This window comes from Butyricicoccus sp. AF18-9LB (assembly GCF_027684505.1).
Lineage (GTDB): Bacteria > Bacillota > Clostridia > Oscillospirales > Butyricicoccaceae > Agathobaculum > Agathobaculum butyriciproducens.
The window spans coordinates 158,911-174,880 of the sequence record NZ_JAQCWA010000001.1 but is presented as its reverse complement, the minus strand read 5'-3'; the positions used below and the strand labels follow the sequence as shown (position 1 = coordinate 174,880).

Below are 15,970 nucleotides of genomic sequence, written 5' to 3'. Positions count from 1 at the left end.
CATGAAAAAGAATATCCGAAAACTGAGCGAAAGCTTTCTGCACGCGTTCCGCGGCCTGCGGCTGTGCATCCATGACGAGCGCAACTTCCGCGTGCACATGACGGCGGCGTTCTACGTCATCCTGTTCGGTGTATTCGGCGGCGTGAGCATGACCGAAGCGGCCATCCTGTGTATCTGCTTCGGCCTTACCATGGGCGCGGAGCTGCTGAATACCGCCATCGAGCGCCTGTGCGACAAGCAGGCGAGCGGGTATGACGGCATGGTACGCAACGCGAAGGATATCGCGGCGGCAGGTGTGTTTGTGTGCGCGGCAGCGTGCGTCGCGGTCGGCGCGTGTATCTTTATCGGAAACGGCGTGCTTGCGGCAGCCATCAAATTTTTGTGGTACAGGCTGTGGCTTGGCATGGCGGTTGTGGTCACCGTGCCGATTGCTGTCTGGTTCGTGTTCCACTTTGGAAGAATTCAATAATAATGGAGAATGGAGAATTCGCACAAGGATAGCTCGTCGCAGCGCGGACGGAACTCGCGCAAGGATAGCTTGTCGCAGCGCGGACGGAACTCGCGCAAGAATAGCTTGTCGCAGCGCGGACGGAACTCGCGCAAGGATTGCGACATTTTCAATTTTCCATTCTCAATTCTCAATTACTGTACTGGAGATAAATAATGAGCAAGATTACAAAAACTGCGGTCGTATCCGTTGTAGGACGGCCGAACGTGGGCAAATCCACGCTGACAAACAAGCTGGTCGGTCAGAAGGTGGCCATCGTATCCAGCAAGCCGCAGACGACGCGCACGCGCATCACGGGCGTACTCAGCCGCGGTGAAACGCAGTATGTTCTGCTGGACACCCCGGGTCTGCACAAGCCGCGCTCCCGTCTGGGCGACTACATGTGCAAGGTGGTGACGGACACGGTTTCCGAGGTGGACGTTGCCGTTCTGGTGGTAGAGCCGATCCCGAACATCGGTCCTGCCGAGGAAACCCTGATCGCACAGATCAAGCAGCATCACATGCCGGCAATCCTCGTTATCAATAAGATCGACACCGTCAAGAAGGAAGAACTGCTCGCTGTCATTTCGACCTACGCGGCAGCGCATGAGTTCGACGCGGTTGTGCCCATCTCGGCACGCACCGGCGAGGGCGTAGAGGAGCTGCTCACCGAAATCGACAAATACGCCATCGAGGGCCCGCAGCTGTTCCCGGAGGACATGGTATCCGATCAGCCGGAGCGTCAGCTTGTCGCTGAAATTATCCGCGAGAAGATGCTGCGCCTGCTTGACCGCGAGGTTCCGCACGGTGTAGCCGTCGGCATTGAGCGCTGGAACGAGCGCGAGGACGGTCTGGTGGAGATCAACGCGGTGATCTACTGCGAAAAGGCCAGCCACAAGGGCATTATCATCGGCAAGCGCGGCGCGATGCTGAAAGAAATCGGCCAGCAGGCGCGCGCGGACATCGAGCGCATGCTGGATGCCAAGGTATTCCTTGAGCTGTGGGTCAAGGTCAAGGAGGGCTGGCGCAACAACCAGTACCAGATGCGCAACTTCGGCTACGAGGATCAGTAAATGGCCGAGGTCAAGCTGCGGGCACTCGGTCTGCGCGAGGTGGATTTCGGTGACTTTGACCGCTATTTGACCGCACTGACCGAGGACGGCCGCAGGATTGAAATCCTGTGCAAGAACGCGCGGCGCGGAAAAAAGCAAAATCCGGCGGCACGGCAGCTGTGCTACTCGGAGTTCATTCTGTCCGACAGAGGCGGCAGCTACACCCTGCGGGACGCCGACCTGGTACACTCGTTTTTCGCGCTGGCAGGCGATATTGAGAAGTACGCGCTGTCGTGCTACTTAAACGAGCTGACAACCGCTCTGACTGTGCCGGATTTTGACAATCCGGCCTTGTGCCGTCTGCTGCTGTACGCGCTATACGCACTCGAGGGCGGCAAACGCGACCCGGAGCTTGTCAAGGCGGCGTTCGAGTGGCGCATTATGGCCGAGAGCGGCTACGCACCGGATTTAACCTCGTGCGGCGTGTGCGGCGAGGTGATCGAGAACCCGCCGGTGTGCTTTTCCGTTCGGGCGGGCACAGCCGCGGACGCAAAGTGCGCGAAGCGTGTCGGCGGTTATACACAGCTTGTGGACAGTACCCTGCGGGCAATGCTTCATGTGCTGACAGCCGAGCCGAACAAGGTCTATGCGTTCGCGCTCAACGGACCCGCCAGAGAGCAGTTCTGCAATATGGCGGAGGAATATGTCAAGTACCACCTCGGACGCGGGTTCGAAAGTCTGCAGTTTTATCAATCGCTGCAGGTGCCTATAAAATAACTGTGTAAAAGAGTGTAGAAGTGATGAGCCTGCACGATCTATCATCAGATATGCAAACCTATCCCGAGAAAGGAGCAGCGGTATGGATCGCAAAGCAGTTTCCATGTGGAAGGTAACCAAAAACCTGATTCTTACAGACGTCTGTGTGATCGCCTTGTTCTGGCTCATACCGAGCGCAAAGATGCTCGTGCTGTCGCTTGGTGTACTGTGCGCCGTCGGATATATGCTGTGGCTGGGACGGTGCTTCCTGAACGACTGCAAGGCCAATCTGCCGAATGAGGACTATCAGCGCATTGCCGCCGAGTTCGGCTTTATCTGGTGCTGGAACCCCGGTCGGAGAGAACAGTGGCAGTACACCGCCGAGGAAAGCGGCGAGACCGGTGCGGCGCTGCTGCGCATCTGGCGCGGGAATATGGTGCTTGTCATCGTGTCGCTGGCGGTCATGGCGGTGCTGGTTTGGATGGGGTAAACGCAGTTATAAGATAATGCACAGCTATATCGCAGGGTGCGACGACCTCGGCGCACCCTGCGAAAGCGAATAAACAACAAGAAGATTTTACGGGAGTTTGAAATGAACAAATTAGGCGAAAAATCCCTTAAAACACTGGAATACTACGAAATACTGGAAAAACTGGCCGGACAGGCGGCATCGCAGGCGGCAAAGGAGAAATGCCGCGCGCTTCGTCCGCTGGACGACCACGAGCAGGCCGAGCTGTGGCTGCAGCAGACCACGGACGCGAAGGACCTGATGGTTCGTCAGGGCAGTCCTGCCTTTGGCGGCATCCGAGAGGTAGGCGCGATCCTGTCCCGCGCGGACCGCGGCGGCACGCTCAACCCGCGCGAGCTGCTGGCTGTGGCAAGTCTGCTGCAGACCGCGCGCCGTGCCCTGCTGTACGATGCTGAGCACGAAACCAAGACCACGCTCACGCCTGTTTTCGGTCTGCTCTCCGGCAACCGCGACCTGGAGGAATCCATCACCACCGCCATCATCTCCGAGGAGGAGATCGCGGACGGTGCATCTCCCGAGCTGTTGAGCATCCGGCGTGAACTGCGCCGCGTGTCCGGCAAGGTGCGCGAAACGCTCAACCGCATGATCTCGGGTGAGCGCTCCAAGTACCTGCAGGAGAATATCATCACCCAGAGAAACGGCCGCTTCGTTGTGCCGGTCAAGGTGGAACACCGCGGCGATGTGCCCGGTCTGGTGCATGATACCTCGTCCACCGGTGCGACCGTGTTCGTCGAGCCGCAGCAGGTCGTGGAAATCAACAACCAGATTAAGGTGCTCGAAGGCCGAGAGGAAAACGAGATCGAACGCATCCTCGCGGAGCTGTCGTCGCGCGTGTCCATGTACAAGGGCGCCATCGAGCAGGACTACGATGCGCTGACCACGCTGGACTTCATCTTTGCGCGTGCCAAGCTGTCGTTCGACATGAACGCCTGTGCGCCTGTGCTTGTTGAGGACGGCAGCCGCTGCAAGCTGCTTCGCGCGCGTCATCCGCTACTGGATAAGGACAAGGCGGTGCCGATCGACATCGCCATCGGCTATGATTACGACACCCTCGTCATCACCGGCCCGAACACCGGCGGCAAGACGGTTTCGCTCAAAACCCTCGGTCTGCTGTCGCTCATGGCGGCCAGCGGCCTGCATATCCCGGCGAACGAGCAGTCGGAAATCGGCCTGTTTGAGCATGTTTACGCCGATATCGGTGACGAGCAGAGCATCGAGCAGAGCCTGTCCACGTTCTCCGCGCACATGAAGACCATCGTGTCTATTATGGACTGCTGCGGGCAGGGCGACCTCGTGCTGTTCGACGAATTGGGTGCGGGTACCGACCCGGTTGAGGGTGCGGCTCTGGCGGTTGCCGTCATCGGCTATGCCCGCCAGATGGGCGCGTGCGTTGCTGCGACCACGCACTACGCCGAGCTGAAAACCTTTGCGCTGACCACGGACGGTGTAGAAAACGCCTCCTGCGAGTTTGACGTCAAATCCCTGCAGCCGACCTACCGCCTGCTGACCGGCATTCCGGGCAAGTCGAATGCGTTCGCGATTGCGGCTCGTCTGGGTCTGCAGCCGACCATCATCGAGCGGGCGAAGGAGCAGGTCTCCACCGAGGATGCCCGCTTCGAGGACGTTCTGGCGGAACTGGAGCGCGAACGCCGCCGTGTCGAGCAGATGAAGGAAGAAGCACAGCGCATGCGCTCCGCTGCTCAGTCCGAGCGCGACAAGATGCGCGCCGAGCGCGATGCTGCCGAGGACCGTGTGGACAAGATGATGGAGAGCGCCCGCGGACAGGCGGACAACATCCTCAAAAACGCCCGCATGACGGCGGAAACCGTGTTTGACGAGCTGGAAACGCTCAAAAAGAAGGCGCAGAAGAAGAACGCCGACCAGAACCTTGCGGCAGCCAAGGCGGCGCTGCGCGGTGTCATCACCCAGACCGAGAACGAACAGCGCCGCGGCATTCAGAAGCGCGTTGTCGAGGCTGATGAGGTTCGTTCGGTGCAGAAGGGCGACCGCGTGCGCCTGCTCAACGTCGGCGGCGTCATTGCGACCGTGCTCGCTCCGGCGGACAGGGACGGCAGTGTGCAGGTGCAGGCCGGCCCGATGAAGATGACGGTCAAGGAGAACGAGCTGCGCCTCGTGGAGGAGAAGAAGAACGCGCCTAAGCCCAAGCCGCAGCCGCGGCGTGACGCTCCGCGCAGAGAACTTAACATCCGCTCGGCGGAAAGCGAGGTTGATGTGCGCGGCATGAGCGCCGAGGAGGCTCTCTTTGAGGTGGACAACTTCCTGTCGCGCGCCATCATGGCCGGACTGCCGTCTGTCACGGTCATCCACGGCAAGGGAACCGGCGTGCTCCGTACGGCTGTGCAGCAGCATCTGCGGAAAAACAAGCGCGTCAAGAGCGTCCGCAGCGGTGTTTACGGCGAAGGAGAGCAGGGCGTAACAATCGTCGAATTGCGTTGAGGAAATCACGCACAGTTTACGCATAGATTTCTTTTAATGAATTATGTGGTATTGCCCTAAAAATACCTGTTTCAGGAATCAAAAACCGGTGAATAGGGCATAATGCCCTATAAATCAGTACGTTTTTTGAAAAATTCATCTAAAAAGCAAAGGGCACATATGGAAATAATCCTTGACGAAAATGCAAAAAAGCGATAGACTATATACAACGGATTTGAAGAAATAGGAGCGATGCAGATATGTATTCAAAAGAGGTACAGGTTACCAATCAGGTAGGCTTATATGCCCGCCCGGCAACTTTTTTCATTCAGAAGGCAAATGAGTTCAAGTCTACCATCCTGGTAGAGAAGGAAGAGCGCCGCGTAAACGCGAAGAGCCTGCTCGGCATTCTGTCCCTGGGTATCACCAAGGGCACTACCATCAACCTGATCGCTGATGGCCCGGATGAGGAAGAGGCTGTTTCCGCACTGGTTGAGCTTATCACATCCAATTTTACTGACTAAGTTATCGCGTCCTGAGGGAAAAGCGCCGGTTGTTTTGATCGGCGCTTTTATTTTTGCAAATGACGATTGAGGGAAGAAGGGCAGTTCGCATGACAAGAGAACAGCTGAAGGAGCGCGTGCGCAAGCTGCCCATGCAGCCCGGCGTTTACATGCACAAGGATAAGACCGGCAAGGTGATTTACGTCGGCAAGGCCAAGCTGCTGAAGAACCGCGTGTCCAACTACTTCCAGCCGCCCGAACGGCTGAACGCCAAGACACGCCAGCTGGTCAGCCATATCGACGACTTCGATATCATCGTCACGGACAGCGAGTTTGAAGCGCTCGTGCTCGAGAACTCGATGATAAAGAAGTACAAGCCGAAGTACAACATTCTGCTCAAGGACGACAAAGGCTATCCCTATGTGCGGCTGGACACTACGCTGCCCTACCCGGATTTCAAAATTGTCTCCAAGCCTGTACATGACGGAGCGCGGTACTTCGGTCCGTACATGGGCCGCGGCGCCGCAAGACGAGCGATTGATACGATTGGTGAAGCACTGCACCTGAAAAGCTGTGCGCGTTCCTTTCCGCGGGACATCGGCAAGGACCGTCCGTGCCTGAATCTGCACCTTGGCCGCTGCTGCGCGCCGTGCACCGGCAAGGTCAGTCCGGAGGAGTATCACGCGCTGATCGAACAGGCGATCTCGCTGTTCGAGGGCGACGCAAAAAAACTCGAGCGTGAGCTGACCGAGAAGATGAACGAAGCCGCCGAGGAACTGCAGTTCGAGCGTGCCGCCGTCCTGCGTGACCGTCTGCGTGCCATCCAGAAGCTGGGCACCAGGCAGCATGTTGTCGCGGGTGCGTTCGCGGAACTGGATGTTATCGCCTTTGTGCAGGGACAGACCCGCGCGTGTGTCTGCGTGCTACATTACAGCGGCGGCACGCTGCAGGATAAGGAATACACGTTCTTCCACGTCACCGAGAGCGACCCTGCCGAAGTGCTTTCCTCGTTCATCAAGCAGTATTATGCACAGCGCAATGCGGTGGCGAAAACCGTTCTGCTCTCGCATGAAATCGAGGAGCAGGACGCCGTCGGCGAATACCTTTCATCCATCGCAGAGCGCAAGGTGGAGCTGGCTGTGCCGCAGCGCGGCGAACGCCGGGTGCTGACCCGCCTCGCGGAGAAAAACGCCTTCGAGGAGATCGAACGCAGAGAGAAGCAGTCCGAGAGACGGCATAAATCGCTTGAGCTGCTGCAGAATGTCACCGGTATGGCGGCACTGCCGCTCCGGCTGGAAGCCTACGACATTTCCAACTTCGCCGGACAGGATACGGTCGGCTCGATGATCGTGTTTGTCGAGGGTCAGCCGAAAAAGAGCGACTACCGCAAGTTTAAGATCGCGTGTGCCGCCAACGGGCAGGACGACTACGCCTCCATGCGTGAAATGCTCACGCGCCGCGTGCAGCGCTATGTGGACGGCGACGAGAAGTTTGCGCCGCTGCCGAACGCGTTCATGATCGACGGCGGTCTGGGTCATGTGCATGTCTGCAAGGAGGTGCTCGATTCGTTCGGGCTGTCGGTTCCGTGCTTCGGCATGGTCAAGGACGACCGCCACCGTACCCGTGCCCTCGTTGCACCGGACGGCCGTGAGTTCGGCATCTCGGCGACTCCGGCGCTGTTTGCGCTCATCGGCCGCATGCAGGAGGAGGTCCACCGGTTCGCCATCGAGTATAACCGCAAGCTGGGCGGCAAAAAGGTGCGCGGCTCCACACTGGATAAAATCCCGGGCGTGGGCGATAAGCGCAGAACCGACCTGCTCAAGCACTTCGGCAGCATTGAGAATATCCGGCAGGCGTCCGAGCAGGAGCTGGCAAGGATTCTGCCGAGAAATGCCGCGCAGAGCGTTTACGAATTTTTTCATCAGGATTCATAAATATTACGAAACCGCATGATGTATCTGGGTTTCCATAGGGCGGGGTGCTCTCATCCCGCCCTACACGATAGAGTGATGTTATTGTTAAAAAATTTCAGCAGGAGGCTACCATGAGAGTTGTATCCGGAACTGCACGCGGCTGCAAGCTGCAGCCGGTGCCCGGCATGAACACCCGCCCGACCACCGATCGGGTAAAAGAAAACGTATTCAATCTGATACAGGATCATGTGCGCGGTGCCGAGGTGCTCGACCTGTTTGCGGGCACCGGTCAGCTTGGCATTGAGGCGCTTTCGCGCGGCGCTGCTCACTGCGATTTTGTCGAGCACAACAAGGCAGCTTACGGCATCGTGAGCAAAAACGTCGAAAGTGCGCGTGTGAAGGATAAGGCGGCGCTCCACCGCACGGAGGCAGCGGAATTTGTTTCCAAAGCAGGCAGGGAACGGTACGACGTGATCTTTCTGGATCCTCCGTACGGCGGCGTGATCTTAGAAAATGCGCTGAAACAGATAGAAACGTTTGACATTCTCTCTGTAAATGGTATAATAATATGCGAAAGTGCAGTAGAGGACAGATTCTCCCACGGCTTCGCAGTCGTGCGGGAACGCCGCTACGGCGCAACCATGATTACCATTCTGCAGCGGCAGAGTGGCGAAACGGAATGAAATAAATGAAAATTGCGATTTATCCGGGCAGCTTTGACCCTGTCACACTGGGACATCTGGATATCATCCGCCGTGCGTCGGTCATGTTTGACCGGCTGATCGTTGCGGTAATGCACAACCAGAACAAAAAACCCGCTTTTACCGCCGAGGAACGTGTGGAATTCTTAAAGCGGACAACAGCTGACCTGCCAAACGTCGAGGTGGAATCCTTCGGCGGCCTGCTGGCGGACTACGCCAAGCAGAAAAACGCATGCGCCATCGTAAAGGGTCTGCGTGCGGTTTCGGATTTTGAATACGAATTCCAAATGGCACTTGCCAACCGCAAGCTCAACCCTGAGCTGGATACCGTGTTTTTGATGACAAGTGCGGAATATATGTACCTCTCTTCCTCGATCGTGAAGGATATTGCGGTACACGGCGGCGGTGTCGCCGATTTTGTTCCCGAGGGGATTATGCAGGACATTGTGCGCCGAATTAGAAAGGGAGAGTAAAAATGGCAACTTTAGAGGAACTCATTAACCGCATGTATGATATGGTGCAGGACGCAAAGGGCATTCCGCTGGCAGGTGAGAAGTGCATCGTAGAGCGCGACCACATGCTGGATATGCTGGACGAGCTGCGTGAGGCTCTGCCGAACGATCTGCAGCAGGCACAGGAAATTGTTGCAAAGCGCAGTGAGATGCTGGCATCCGGCAAGCGCGAGGCTGAGGCGATCCGCCGTCAGGCTGAGGAGGATGCACGTCAGATGGTCTCCGAGACCGAGATCGTCGTAGCGGCACGCCGCAAGGCCAAGGAAGTACAGGGCAACGCCGAGATTCAGGCTCGTGAGCTGCGCCGCGTGGCAAATGAGTACTGCGAGGATACCCTCAAGCGTACCGAGGAGGCAGTGGCTCTCGGTCTGGAGGAGGTCCGCAAGGCACGCCAGCGCTTCAAGAGCATCGCAAAGTAAAACCGAAATGCAGGCAGTCACCTTCGGGTGGCTGCTTTTTCGTGTTCTTTGCGGTACCGGCACAACGGGAATTTGTCGCTTGCGAAGCGAACGGAACTTGCCTGCCCGGCAGGGGCACAAGAGGGATGGACACCTAAGGTTTCCACCCCTCTTGTGAATCACCCCGTTTCCTCTTAGCGTCTGCCTGCCAGAGAACTGAGACTATGGGGGAACGGCAGAGGATTTTTTCTGCCGTAGGGGAGCACAGTGTGCTCCCATGTCGAGACCTGTTTGCAGTGTCAGATACCGTACTGCTACACATATCGGCAACTCTACGCTGGGTGCGGCATGACAGTGCCGAACAATTCGCTTACGCGTTGTTGCGGACGGCACCTGCGAATTTTATTTGATAACAGCCGTCACCTTGTCTGCACTACCCCCTCACCCACTCCTCACCACCAACGCCGAAAAAGAGAACCTCACACCCACTTTGCGCCACCGGGCTGAAAAATGTCCGGCTGAAATTGCACAAAAATACACACTCTGTGGATAAACTTTGGGATAACTCTCCACTTCACAGTAAAATGCAGGAAAACACCGCGCGCGAACACAATCGAACAACTGTTCGTAAAAATTGCGAAAACTATAAAATTTGCAAGAAAAACGCCCGAATTTTTCGTGCAATAATGCAAAAAATATCTTGCAATCTATTCTCCGTACCGCTATAATAAAATCAAGGTGGAGAGATGTGGGGTAAAGTGTCACAAATTCCACCAAAGCGGAAGGGCAGGTGTGAATGAGTGAAGGGCGAATACAAGCATTCCATAGACGCTAAGGGTCGTCTGGCAATGCCGGCCAAGCTGCGCGAGGAGCTCGGCGAGCACTTCACGGTCACCAAGGGCCTCGATGGCTGTCTGTCCGTCTATCCGGAAGCGGAATGGAAGCGTCTGGAGGACAAGATCCGCACGCTCGGCAACGGCGAAAAGGCAAGACGCGTCAAGCGCTACTACTTCGCCAATGCGTTCGATGCACAGCTCGACGCACAGGGCCGCATCCTCATTCCAGCAAACCTGCGTACCTTTGCGGAGCTGCAGAAGGATGTTACCGTGATCGGTCAGCTCGACCACGCGGAAATCTGGAACAGCGACAAGTGGCGCGCTTACAATGACGAGATCGACGCGGAAGTTGTTGCCGCGGACGTAGAAGATATTGATTTTTAACAAAAGGGCAGGGAACTATGGAATTTCATCATGTATCCATTTTGCTTGAGCCTTGCCTTGAGGCTCTGCAGATCAAGCCGGACGGCGTTTATGTGGACGCCACGACCGGCGGCGCCGGTCACTCGCTCCGCATTGCGGAGCGTTTGCATGATACCGGTCGTTTGATTTGCATTGACAGAGATGACGAAGCACTCGAAAACGCGAAGGACCGCCTCAAGGATGTGTGGCAGCGTGTCACACCGGTCAAGAGCGATTTCCGCGATATCGACAAGGTGCTCGAGGGACAGGGACTGGCAGGTGCGGACGGCATTCTGTTCGACCTCGGCGTTTCCTCTCCACAGCTGGATCATGCCGAGCGCGGCTTTTCCTACATGCAGGATGCGCCGCTCGATATGCGCATGGACCGGCAGCAGAAGCTGACCGCGTATGATGTGGTGAACGGCTGGAGCCGCGAGGAGATCCGCCGCATTCTGTTTGAGTACGGCGAGGAGCGCTACGCACCGCTGATCGCAGCGGCGATCGAGCGCGAACGCGCAGACAAGCCGATCCAGACCACGCTGGAGCTTGTCCGTGTGATCAAGGGCGCCATGCCCGCGAAAGCACTGCGCGAAAAGCAGCATCCGGCGAAGCGCAGCTTTCAGGCGATCCGCATTGCGGTAAACGATGAGCTGGGTGCCGTGCGGGAAGCGATGGAAAAAGCCATCGACTGTCTCAATCCGGGCGGCAGACTGGCGGTCATCACCTTCCACAGCCTGGAGGACCGCATCGTCAAGGCGGCTTTTCAGCAGGCGGCACAGGGCTGCACCTGTCCGAAGGACTTTCCGGTATGCATCTGCGGCAAAAAGCCGAAGGTTCGGCTGACGCCGCGCAAGCCGATCCTGCCGGATGAAAGGGAAATTGAGGAGAATCCGCGCGCCCGAAGCGCGAAGCTCCGGGTTTGTGAAAAAATCTAAACCGAAAAAGCAAATTCAAAAGAAAGGAAAGCGCAAGATGGCTTCTGGCAGGAACAACGCGGCAAGAAAATATGAAGATCAGGTTCCTGCGCAGCGTGAGGTACAGCCGAAACGCCATCTGCAGGTAGCGGCAGCACCGGTCAAGAAAAAGAAGCACCGCCGCAAGCCTGCTGTGATGCAGGGCGTGTATCCGTGCATTTTTCTGGTGGCGATCACGGCGGCGTTTATCCTGTTCTGCCAGATGCAGCTGACCCAGCTTACCGCGGAAGCGAGTGAGCAGAGCGACCTGCTCAGCGAGCTGCAGTCGGAGAATGTTTCTCTGACGACCAAGCAGATGAACAGCATGAACATGGATGAGGTAGAGCAGTACGCCACGGACACGCTCGGAATGGTAAAGCTGGACAATTCGCAGATCGAATATGTGGAGCTGACTAATCCGGATCTTGTCACCGTTGCAGACGACAGCATGACGCTGCGCGGTCTGTGGAACGCACTGGCAGCGCGCTTTTCCGCACTTGTGGAATATATCCGATAAGCAGTTGAATACAATGCGTACAGGGGAGTGAGAGGTGGATAACTTCTGACTCCTTACGCTTTTTCAGGAACAATATGGAGGCTGACTAAATGGCAGTTAAGGGACCCAACCATCAAATGCGCACGCGTATCCGCGGGCTGACCGTGCTGTTTGCACTGATCGGTTTCGGGCTGGTAGGCGTGCGGCTGCTGTATATGCAGGTATTCAATCACGATTTCTATGTGCAGCAGGCGACAGCGCTGCAGACGCGCGACACGTTCATCACGCCCAACCGCGGCAAGATCTACGACGCGAACATGCAGGTTCTGGCTGAATCCGCCGCTGTAGAGCGCATTACGGTCGATCCGAAGGCCGTTGTGGACGAGGGCAAGGTCAAGAAGGGCATCACGGCGGAAAGTCAGCAGCAGACGCTTGCGACCATCCTGTCCGAAACGCTGGATGTGGATTACGATACCGTGATGGAGAAGCTCCGGAAGACGAACTCGCAGTACGAAATTATCGCGCAGAAGGTCGATAAGGACGTATCCAAGGAACTGGATGAGAAGCTCGAAGCGGCAGACTGCACCGGCGTCTACTCCGAGCCGGATACCAAGCGGTACTATCAGCACGGCGCCTTCCTGTCTGCGGTTCTGGGATACGTCGGCAGCGACAACAACGGCGCGTACGGCCTGGAATCCGAGTATAACGACGAGCTTTCCGGCACGGCGGGCCGTCTGGTGCGCGTGCAGAACCAGCAGAACAAGGACATTATGCCGGAGACCCAGCAGTATATCCCTGCGACGGACGGCAACTCGTTGGTGCTGACCATCGACAGCGATATCCAGAACTATCTGGAAAAGCACCTCGAGACCGCACTTGCCGACAATCCGGAGGCGCGAGACGGCGTTTCCGGCATCGTCATGGACGTCAAGACCGGTGAGGTGCTGGCAATGGCGAACCTGCCGGACTTTGATCCGAACGATGCCTACAAGCTGACGAGCGACAAGTATATCAACGAACTCAAGGAAAATGTTGCGAAAATCCTCAAGGAAGAGAACGTAAAGGTCGAAATTCCGGATGCATGGTATGAGAAGGGCGGTCTGGACAATCTGCCGGAGGCGATTCATGACAATTCTGATCTGGTGGATGAGCTGGGCAGAGCCCGCGTCAATATCCTGATGAAAACGTGGCGCAATCCGGTTATCGCGGATAACTACGAGCCGGGCTCCACCTTCAAGCTGATGACGGTCTCCACCGCGTATGATCTGGGTGCTACCCATGCCGAGGACACCTACTACTGCGGCGGCTCCCTGCAGGTGGAGAACTGGGAGATCAAGTGTGCAAACACAAGCGGCCACGGCATGCAGACGCTGACCGAAGCCCTGATGAATTCCTGCAACGTAGCGATGATGCAGATTGCCCAGAGCGTCGGCATGGATCGGTTTTACAACTTTTACAAGGCGTTCGGCCTGACCGAGCCGACCGGCATCGACCTGCCGGGTGAGGGCAAGGGTCAGTTCCACAAGCTGGATGTTGCCAGTGACTGGAACGAAGTCGCACTGGCGACCGCATCGTTCGGTCAGCGCTTCACGGTTACGCCGATTCAGATGCTGAACATGGTCTGTGCGATCGTGGACGACGGCAAGCTGAAAAAGCCGTACGTCGTCAAGGAAGTGCTGAGCGGAGACGGCTCGGTCAAGTCCACGAATGAGACCGAGGTGGTCCGTCAGGTCATTTCCGAGGATACCTCCGCTTATATGCGCGGGGCGATGGAGCAGGTTGTCGCAAACGGCACCGGCAAGAACGCGTATGTGCCCGGCTACCGCGTCGGCGGCAAGACTGCGACCTCCGAGATTCAGCCCGAATACGACAGTGACGGCAAGGTGCTCGATACCGAGGACCGCTACACGGCCTCTTTCATCGGCGTAGCACCGATGGACGACCCGCAGATTGCGGTTCTGGTCTCCATCAACGACCTGCCGGAATCCGCAACGCATACCGGCGGTACGATCGCCGCTCCGGTTGTCGGCCGCATCATGGAGGATGTGCTGCCGTATATCGGCATTACGCCGGTCTACGACGACAGCGAGAGTGACCGCCGTGAGCTGACCGTGCCGAGTGTATCCGGCAAGACGCGCGACGATGCGATTTCCACGCTGTCCGACGCAGGCTTTGACTGCATCATCAAGGGCGACGGCGATACCGTCACCGATCAGGTGCCGAGCGCAGGCATGCGCATTGCGGCCAGCGGCAAGGTTATCGTTTACATGGGCGAGGAAAAGCCGACTGAGGCCGTTGAAGTGCCTAATCTGTCCGGCATGTCGCCGGATGAGTGCCGCGATACGCTGGAGGAGTACGGTCTGTACCTCAAGCAGAAGGGTGTTTCGTCCGCGCAGATCACAGGCGATACCACCGCGACCAAGCAGAGTCCGGAGGCCGGTACCAAGGTAAGCCTCGGTGCGGTTGTCACGGTAGAATTTTCCGATACAACGACGGTCAACGACCGATAGGAGGAAATTATGAAATTACAGGAACTTTTGAAGAATGTAGCAGTGAAAAACAGCACTGCCGCGCAGGATGTTGACATCAAGGAAGTGCGTTACGACTCCCGCGCGGTACAGCCGGGCGACCTGTTTGTAGCCATCCGCGGCTACGCGACCGATGGCCACAAGTACATCGCCAAGGCGATGGAGCAGGGCGCGGCAGCCGTTGTCTGCGAGGAGGCGCCGGAGGGCGTTCCCGCAGTCGTTGTGGAGAATTCCCGTATTGCGCTGGCTGAGATCGCGGCAAACCGCTTCGGTCATCCGGCAGAGAGCATGGTCATGCTCGGCGTGACCGGCACCAACGGCAAGACCACCACGACCTACCTCGTCAAGCACATGCTTGAGGACGCAGGTTACAAGGTGGGTCTGATCGGCACCAACCAGAACCTCATCGGTGATGAAGTGATCGAAACCGAGCGCACCACGCCGGAATCCTACGAGCTGCACGCGCTGTTTGCCCGCATGAGAGACGCAGGCTGCACGCATGTGATCATGGAGGTTTCCTCGCACTCTCTGGTGCTTGACCGCGTGCACGGCATTCCGTTTGCGGTAGGCGCGTTCACCAATCTGACGCAGGATCACCTCGATTTCCACAAGACCATGGAGGAGTACCGCAAGGCAAAGGCGCTGCTGTTCTCCATCAGTAAGAAGGGTGTTATCAATCTGGATGACGCTGCGGCGGAGAAGATGCTCGCGGACGCAAAGTGCCCGTGCATGACCTTCTCCTGCGGCAAGCCGGAGGCCGATCTCGAAGCCACTGACCTGCAGCTGCACGCGGACGGCGTGGAGTTTGCCGCGCAGTATCAGGGTGAAAAGGCAGATGTCAAGCTGCCGATTCCGGGTCATTTCTCGGTCGAGAATGCACTGACCGCACTCGGCATCGTGCTGCAGCTCGGCATGCCGCTTGCGGCTGCGGCGAAGTCCATGGCAACCGCAACCGGTGTTAAGGGCCGCGTTGAGGTCGTGCCGACCGATACGGATTACACCGTGCTCATCGACTACGCACATTCACCGGACGGCGTGGAGAACGTGCTCAAGGCCGTTCGCGGCTTTGCCAAGGGCCGTGTTGTTGCTCTGTTCGGCTGCGGCGGAGACCGTGACCGCACCAAGCGCCCGAAGATGGGTAAAATTGCGGCGGATCTCGCGGACTTCTGCGTTGTAACGAGCGATAATCCGCGCACCGAGGAGCCGAAGGCCATCATCGATGATATTCTCGAGGGCATGAAGGATTCGGATACGCCGATGCAGGTCATCGTGGACCGTCCGGAGGCGATCCACTGGGCACTTGCACATGCGCAGAAGGACGATATCATCGTGCTGATGGGCAAGGGACATGAGACCTATCAGGAAGTAAACCATGTGAAGCACCACATGGATGAACGCGAGATCGTAGCGGAATATTTCGCGTGATAGGGGACTTCAAAAGTCCCCTATCTACGGAGAACGGTTCCTA

15 protein-coding genes are annotated in these 15,970 nt (G+C 57.4%); all 15 read left to right on the top strand.

What is annotated here, in order from left to right; translation table 11 throughout:
- Nucleotide 1 precedes the first annotated feature (1 nt).
- The 15 genes from PGY33_RS00800 (at nucleotide 2) to PGY33_RS00730 (ending at nucleotide 15,927) form a co-directional block, all read left to right on the top strand.
- Nucleotides 2-469, top strand: a complete 468-nt coding sequence (locus PGY33_RS00800) for a diacylglycerol kinase family protein (protein ID WP_118285623.1) — start codon at nucleotides 2-4, stop codon at nucleotides 467-469.
- 194 nt (nucleotides 470-663) lie between these two features.
- Nucleotides 664-1,560, top strand: a complete 897-nt coding sequence (era, locus tag PGY33_RS00795) for a GTPase Era (protein ID WP_118479168.1) — start codon at nucleotides 664-666, stop codon at nucleotides 1,558-1,560.
- Nucleotides 1,561-2,316 carry a DNA repair protein RecO gene (gene recO / locus PGY33_RS00790; protein WP_118479170.1) on the top strand — a complete coding sequence of 252 codons (756 nt, stop codon included), beginning with the start codon at nucleotides 1,561-1,563 and terminating at the stop codon, nucleotides 2,314-2,316.
- An 82-nt stretch (nucleotides 2,317-2,398) separates the two neighbouring features.
- Complete coding sequence (locus PGY33_RS00785) at nucleotides 2,399-2,785, top strand: hypothetical protein (protein WP_118479172.1); 387 nt, start codon at nucleotides 2,399-2,401, stop codon at nucleotides 2,783-2,785.
- Between the two features lie 102 nt (nucleotides 2,786-2,887).
- Nucleotides 2,888-5,281: an endonuclease MutS2 gene (locus tag PGY33_RS00780; protein ID WP_118479174.1), complete on the top strand. Its 2,394-nt coding sequence runs from the start codon at nucleotides 2,888-2,890 to the stop codon at nucleotides 5,279-5,281.
- Between the two features lie 239 nt (nucleotides 5,282-5,520).
- Nucleotides 5,521-5,784 (top strand): HPr family phosphocarrier protein, encoded by a 264-nt coding sequence (locus PGY33_RS00775; protein ID WP_107632189.1) that lies wholly within the window; start codon nucleotides 5,521-5,523, stop codon nucleotides 5,782-5,784.
- Nucleotides 5,785-5,873: 89 nt separating this feature from the next.
- Complete coding sequence (uvrC, locus tag PGY33_RS00770; RefSeq protein WP_118479176.1) at nucleotides 5,874-7,697, top strand: excinuclease ABC subunit UvrC; 1,824 nt, start codon at nucleotides 5,874-5,876, stop codon at nucleotides 7,695-7,697.
- 110 nt (nucleotides 7,698-7,807) lie between these two features.
- A complete protein-coding gene (gene rsmD, locus PGY33_RS00765) occupies nucleotides 7,808-8,359 on the top strand; it encodes a 16S rRNA (guanine(966)-N(2))-methyltransferase RsmD (protein ID WP_118285618.1) in 552 nt (183 codons plus the stop codon).
- Between the two features lie 5 nt (nucleotides 8,360-8,364).
- Nucleotides 8,365-8,850 carry a pantetheine-phosphate adenylyltransferase gene (gene coaD, locus PGY33_RS00760; RefSeq protein WP_118285617.1) on the top strand — a complete coding sequence of 162 codons (486 nt, stop codon included), beginning with the start codon at nucleotides 8,365-8,367 and terminating at the stop codon, nucleotides 8,848-8,850.
- Between the two features lie 2 nt (nucleotides 8,851-8,852).
- The gene (locus PGY33_RS00755; protein WP_110436330.1) at nucleotides 8,853-9,308 is read left to right on the top strand and encodes a hypothetical protein; all 456 of its coding nucleotides are present in this window, start codon (nucleotides 8,853-8,855) and stop codon (nucleotides 9,306-9,308) included.
- 779 nt (nucleotides 9,309-10,087) lie between these two features.
- Complete coding sequence (mraZ, locus tag PGY33_RS00750) at nucleotides 10,088-10,507, top strand: division/cell wall cluster transcriptional repressor MraZ (RefSeq protein WP_227600590.1); 420 nt, start codon at nucleotides 10,088-10,090, stop codon at nucleotides 10,505-10,507.
- 17 nt (nucleotides 10,508-10,524) lie between these two features.
- On the top strand, nucleotides 10,525-11,460 hold the full coding sequence (gene rsmH, locus PGY33_RS00745) for a 16S rRNA (cytosine(1402)-N(4))-methyltransferase RsmH (protein WP_118360325.1): 936 nt from the start codon (nucleotides 10,525-10,527) through the stop codon (nucleotides 11,458-11,460).
- Nucleotides 11,461-11,497: 37 nt separating this feature from the next.
- Complete coding sequence (locus PGY33_RS00740; RefSeq protein ID WP_118753400.1) at nucleotides 11,498-11,995, top strand: hypothetical protein; 498 nt, start codon at nucleotides 11,498-11,500, stop codon at nucleotides 11,993-11,995.
- Between the two features lie 89 nt (nucleotides 11,996-12,084).
- Nucleotides 12,085-14,484, top strand: a complete 2,400-nt coding sequence (locus PGY33_RS00735; RefSeq protein WP_118479180.1) for a penicillin-binding transpeptidase domain-containing protein — start codon at nucleotides 12,085-12,087, stop codon at nucleotides 14,482-14,484.
- A gap of 9 nt (nucleotides 14,485-14,493) precedes the next feature.
- Nucleotides 14,494-15,927, top strand: a complete 1,434-nt coding sequence (locus PGY33_RS00730; RefSeq protein WP_270476935.1) for a UDP-N-acetylmuramoyl-L-alanyl-D-glutamate--2,6-diaminopimelate ligase — start codon at nucleotides 14,494-14,496, stop codon at nucleotides 15,925-15,927.
- Nucleotides 15,928-15,970: the final 43 nt, after the last annotated feature.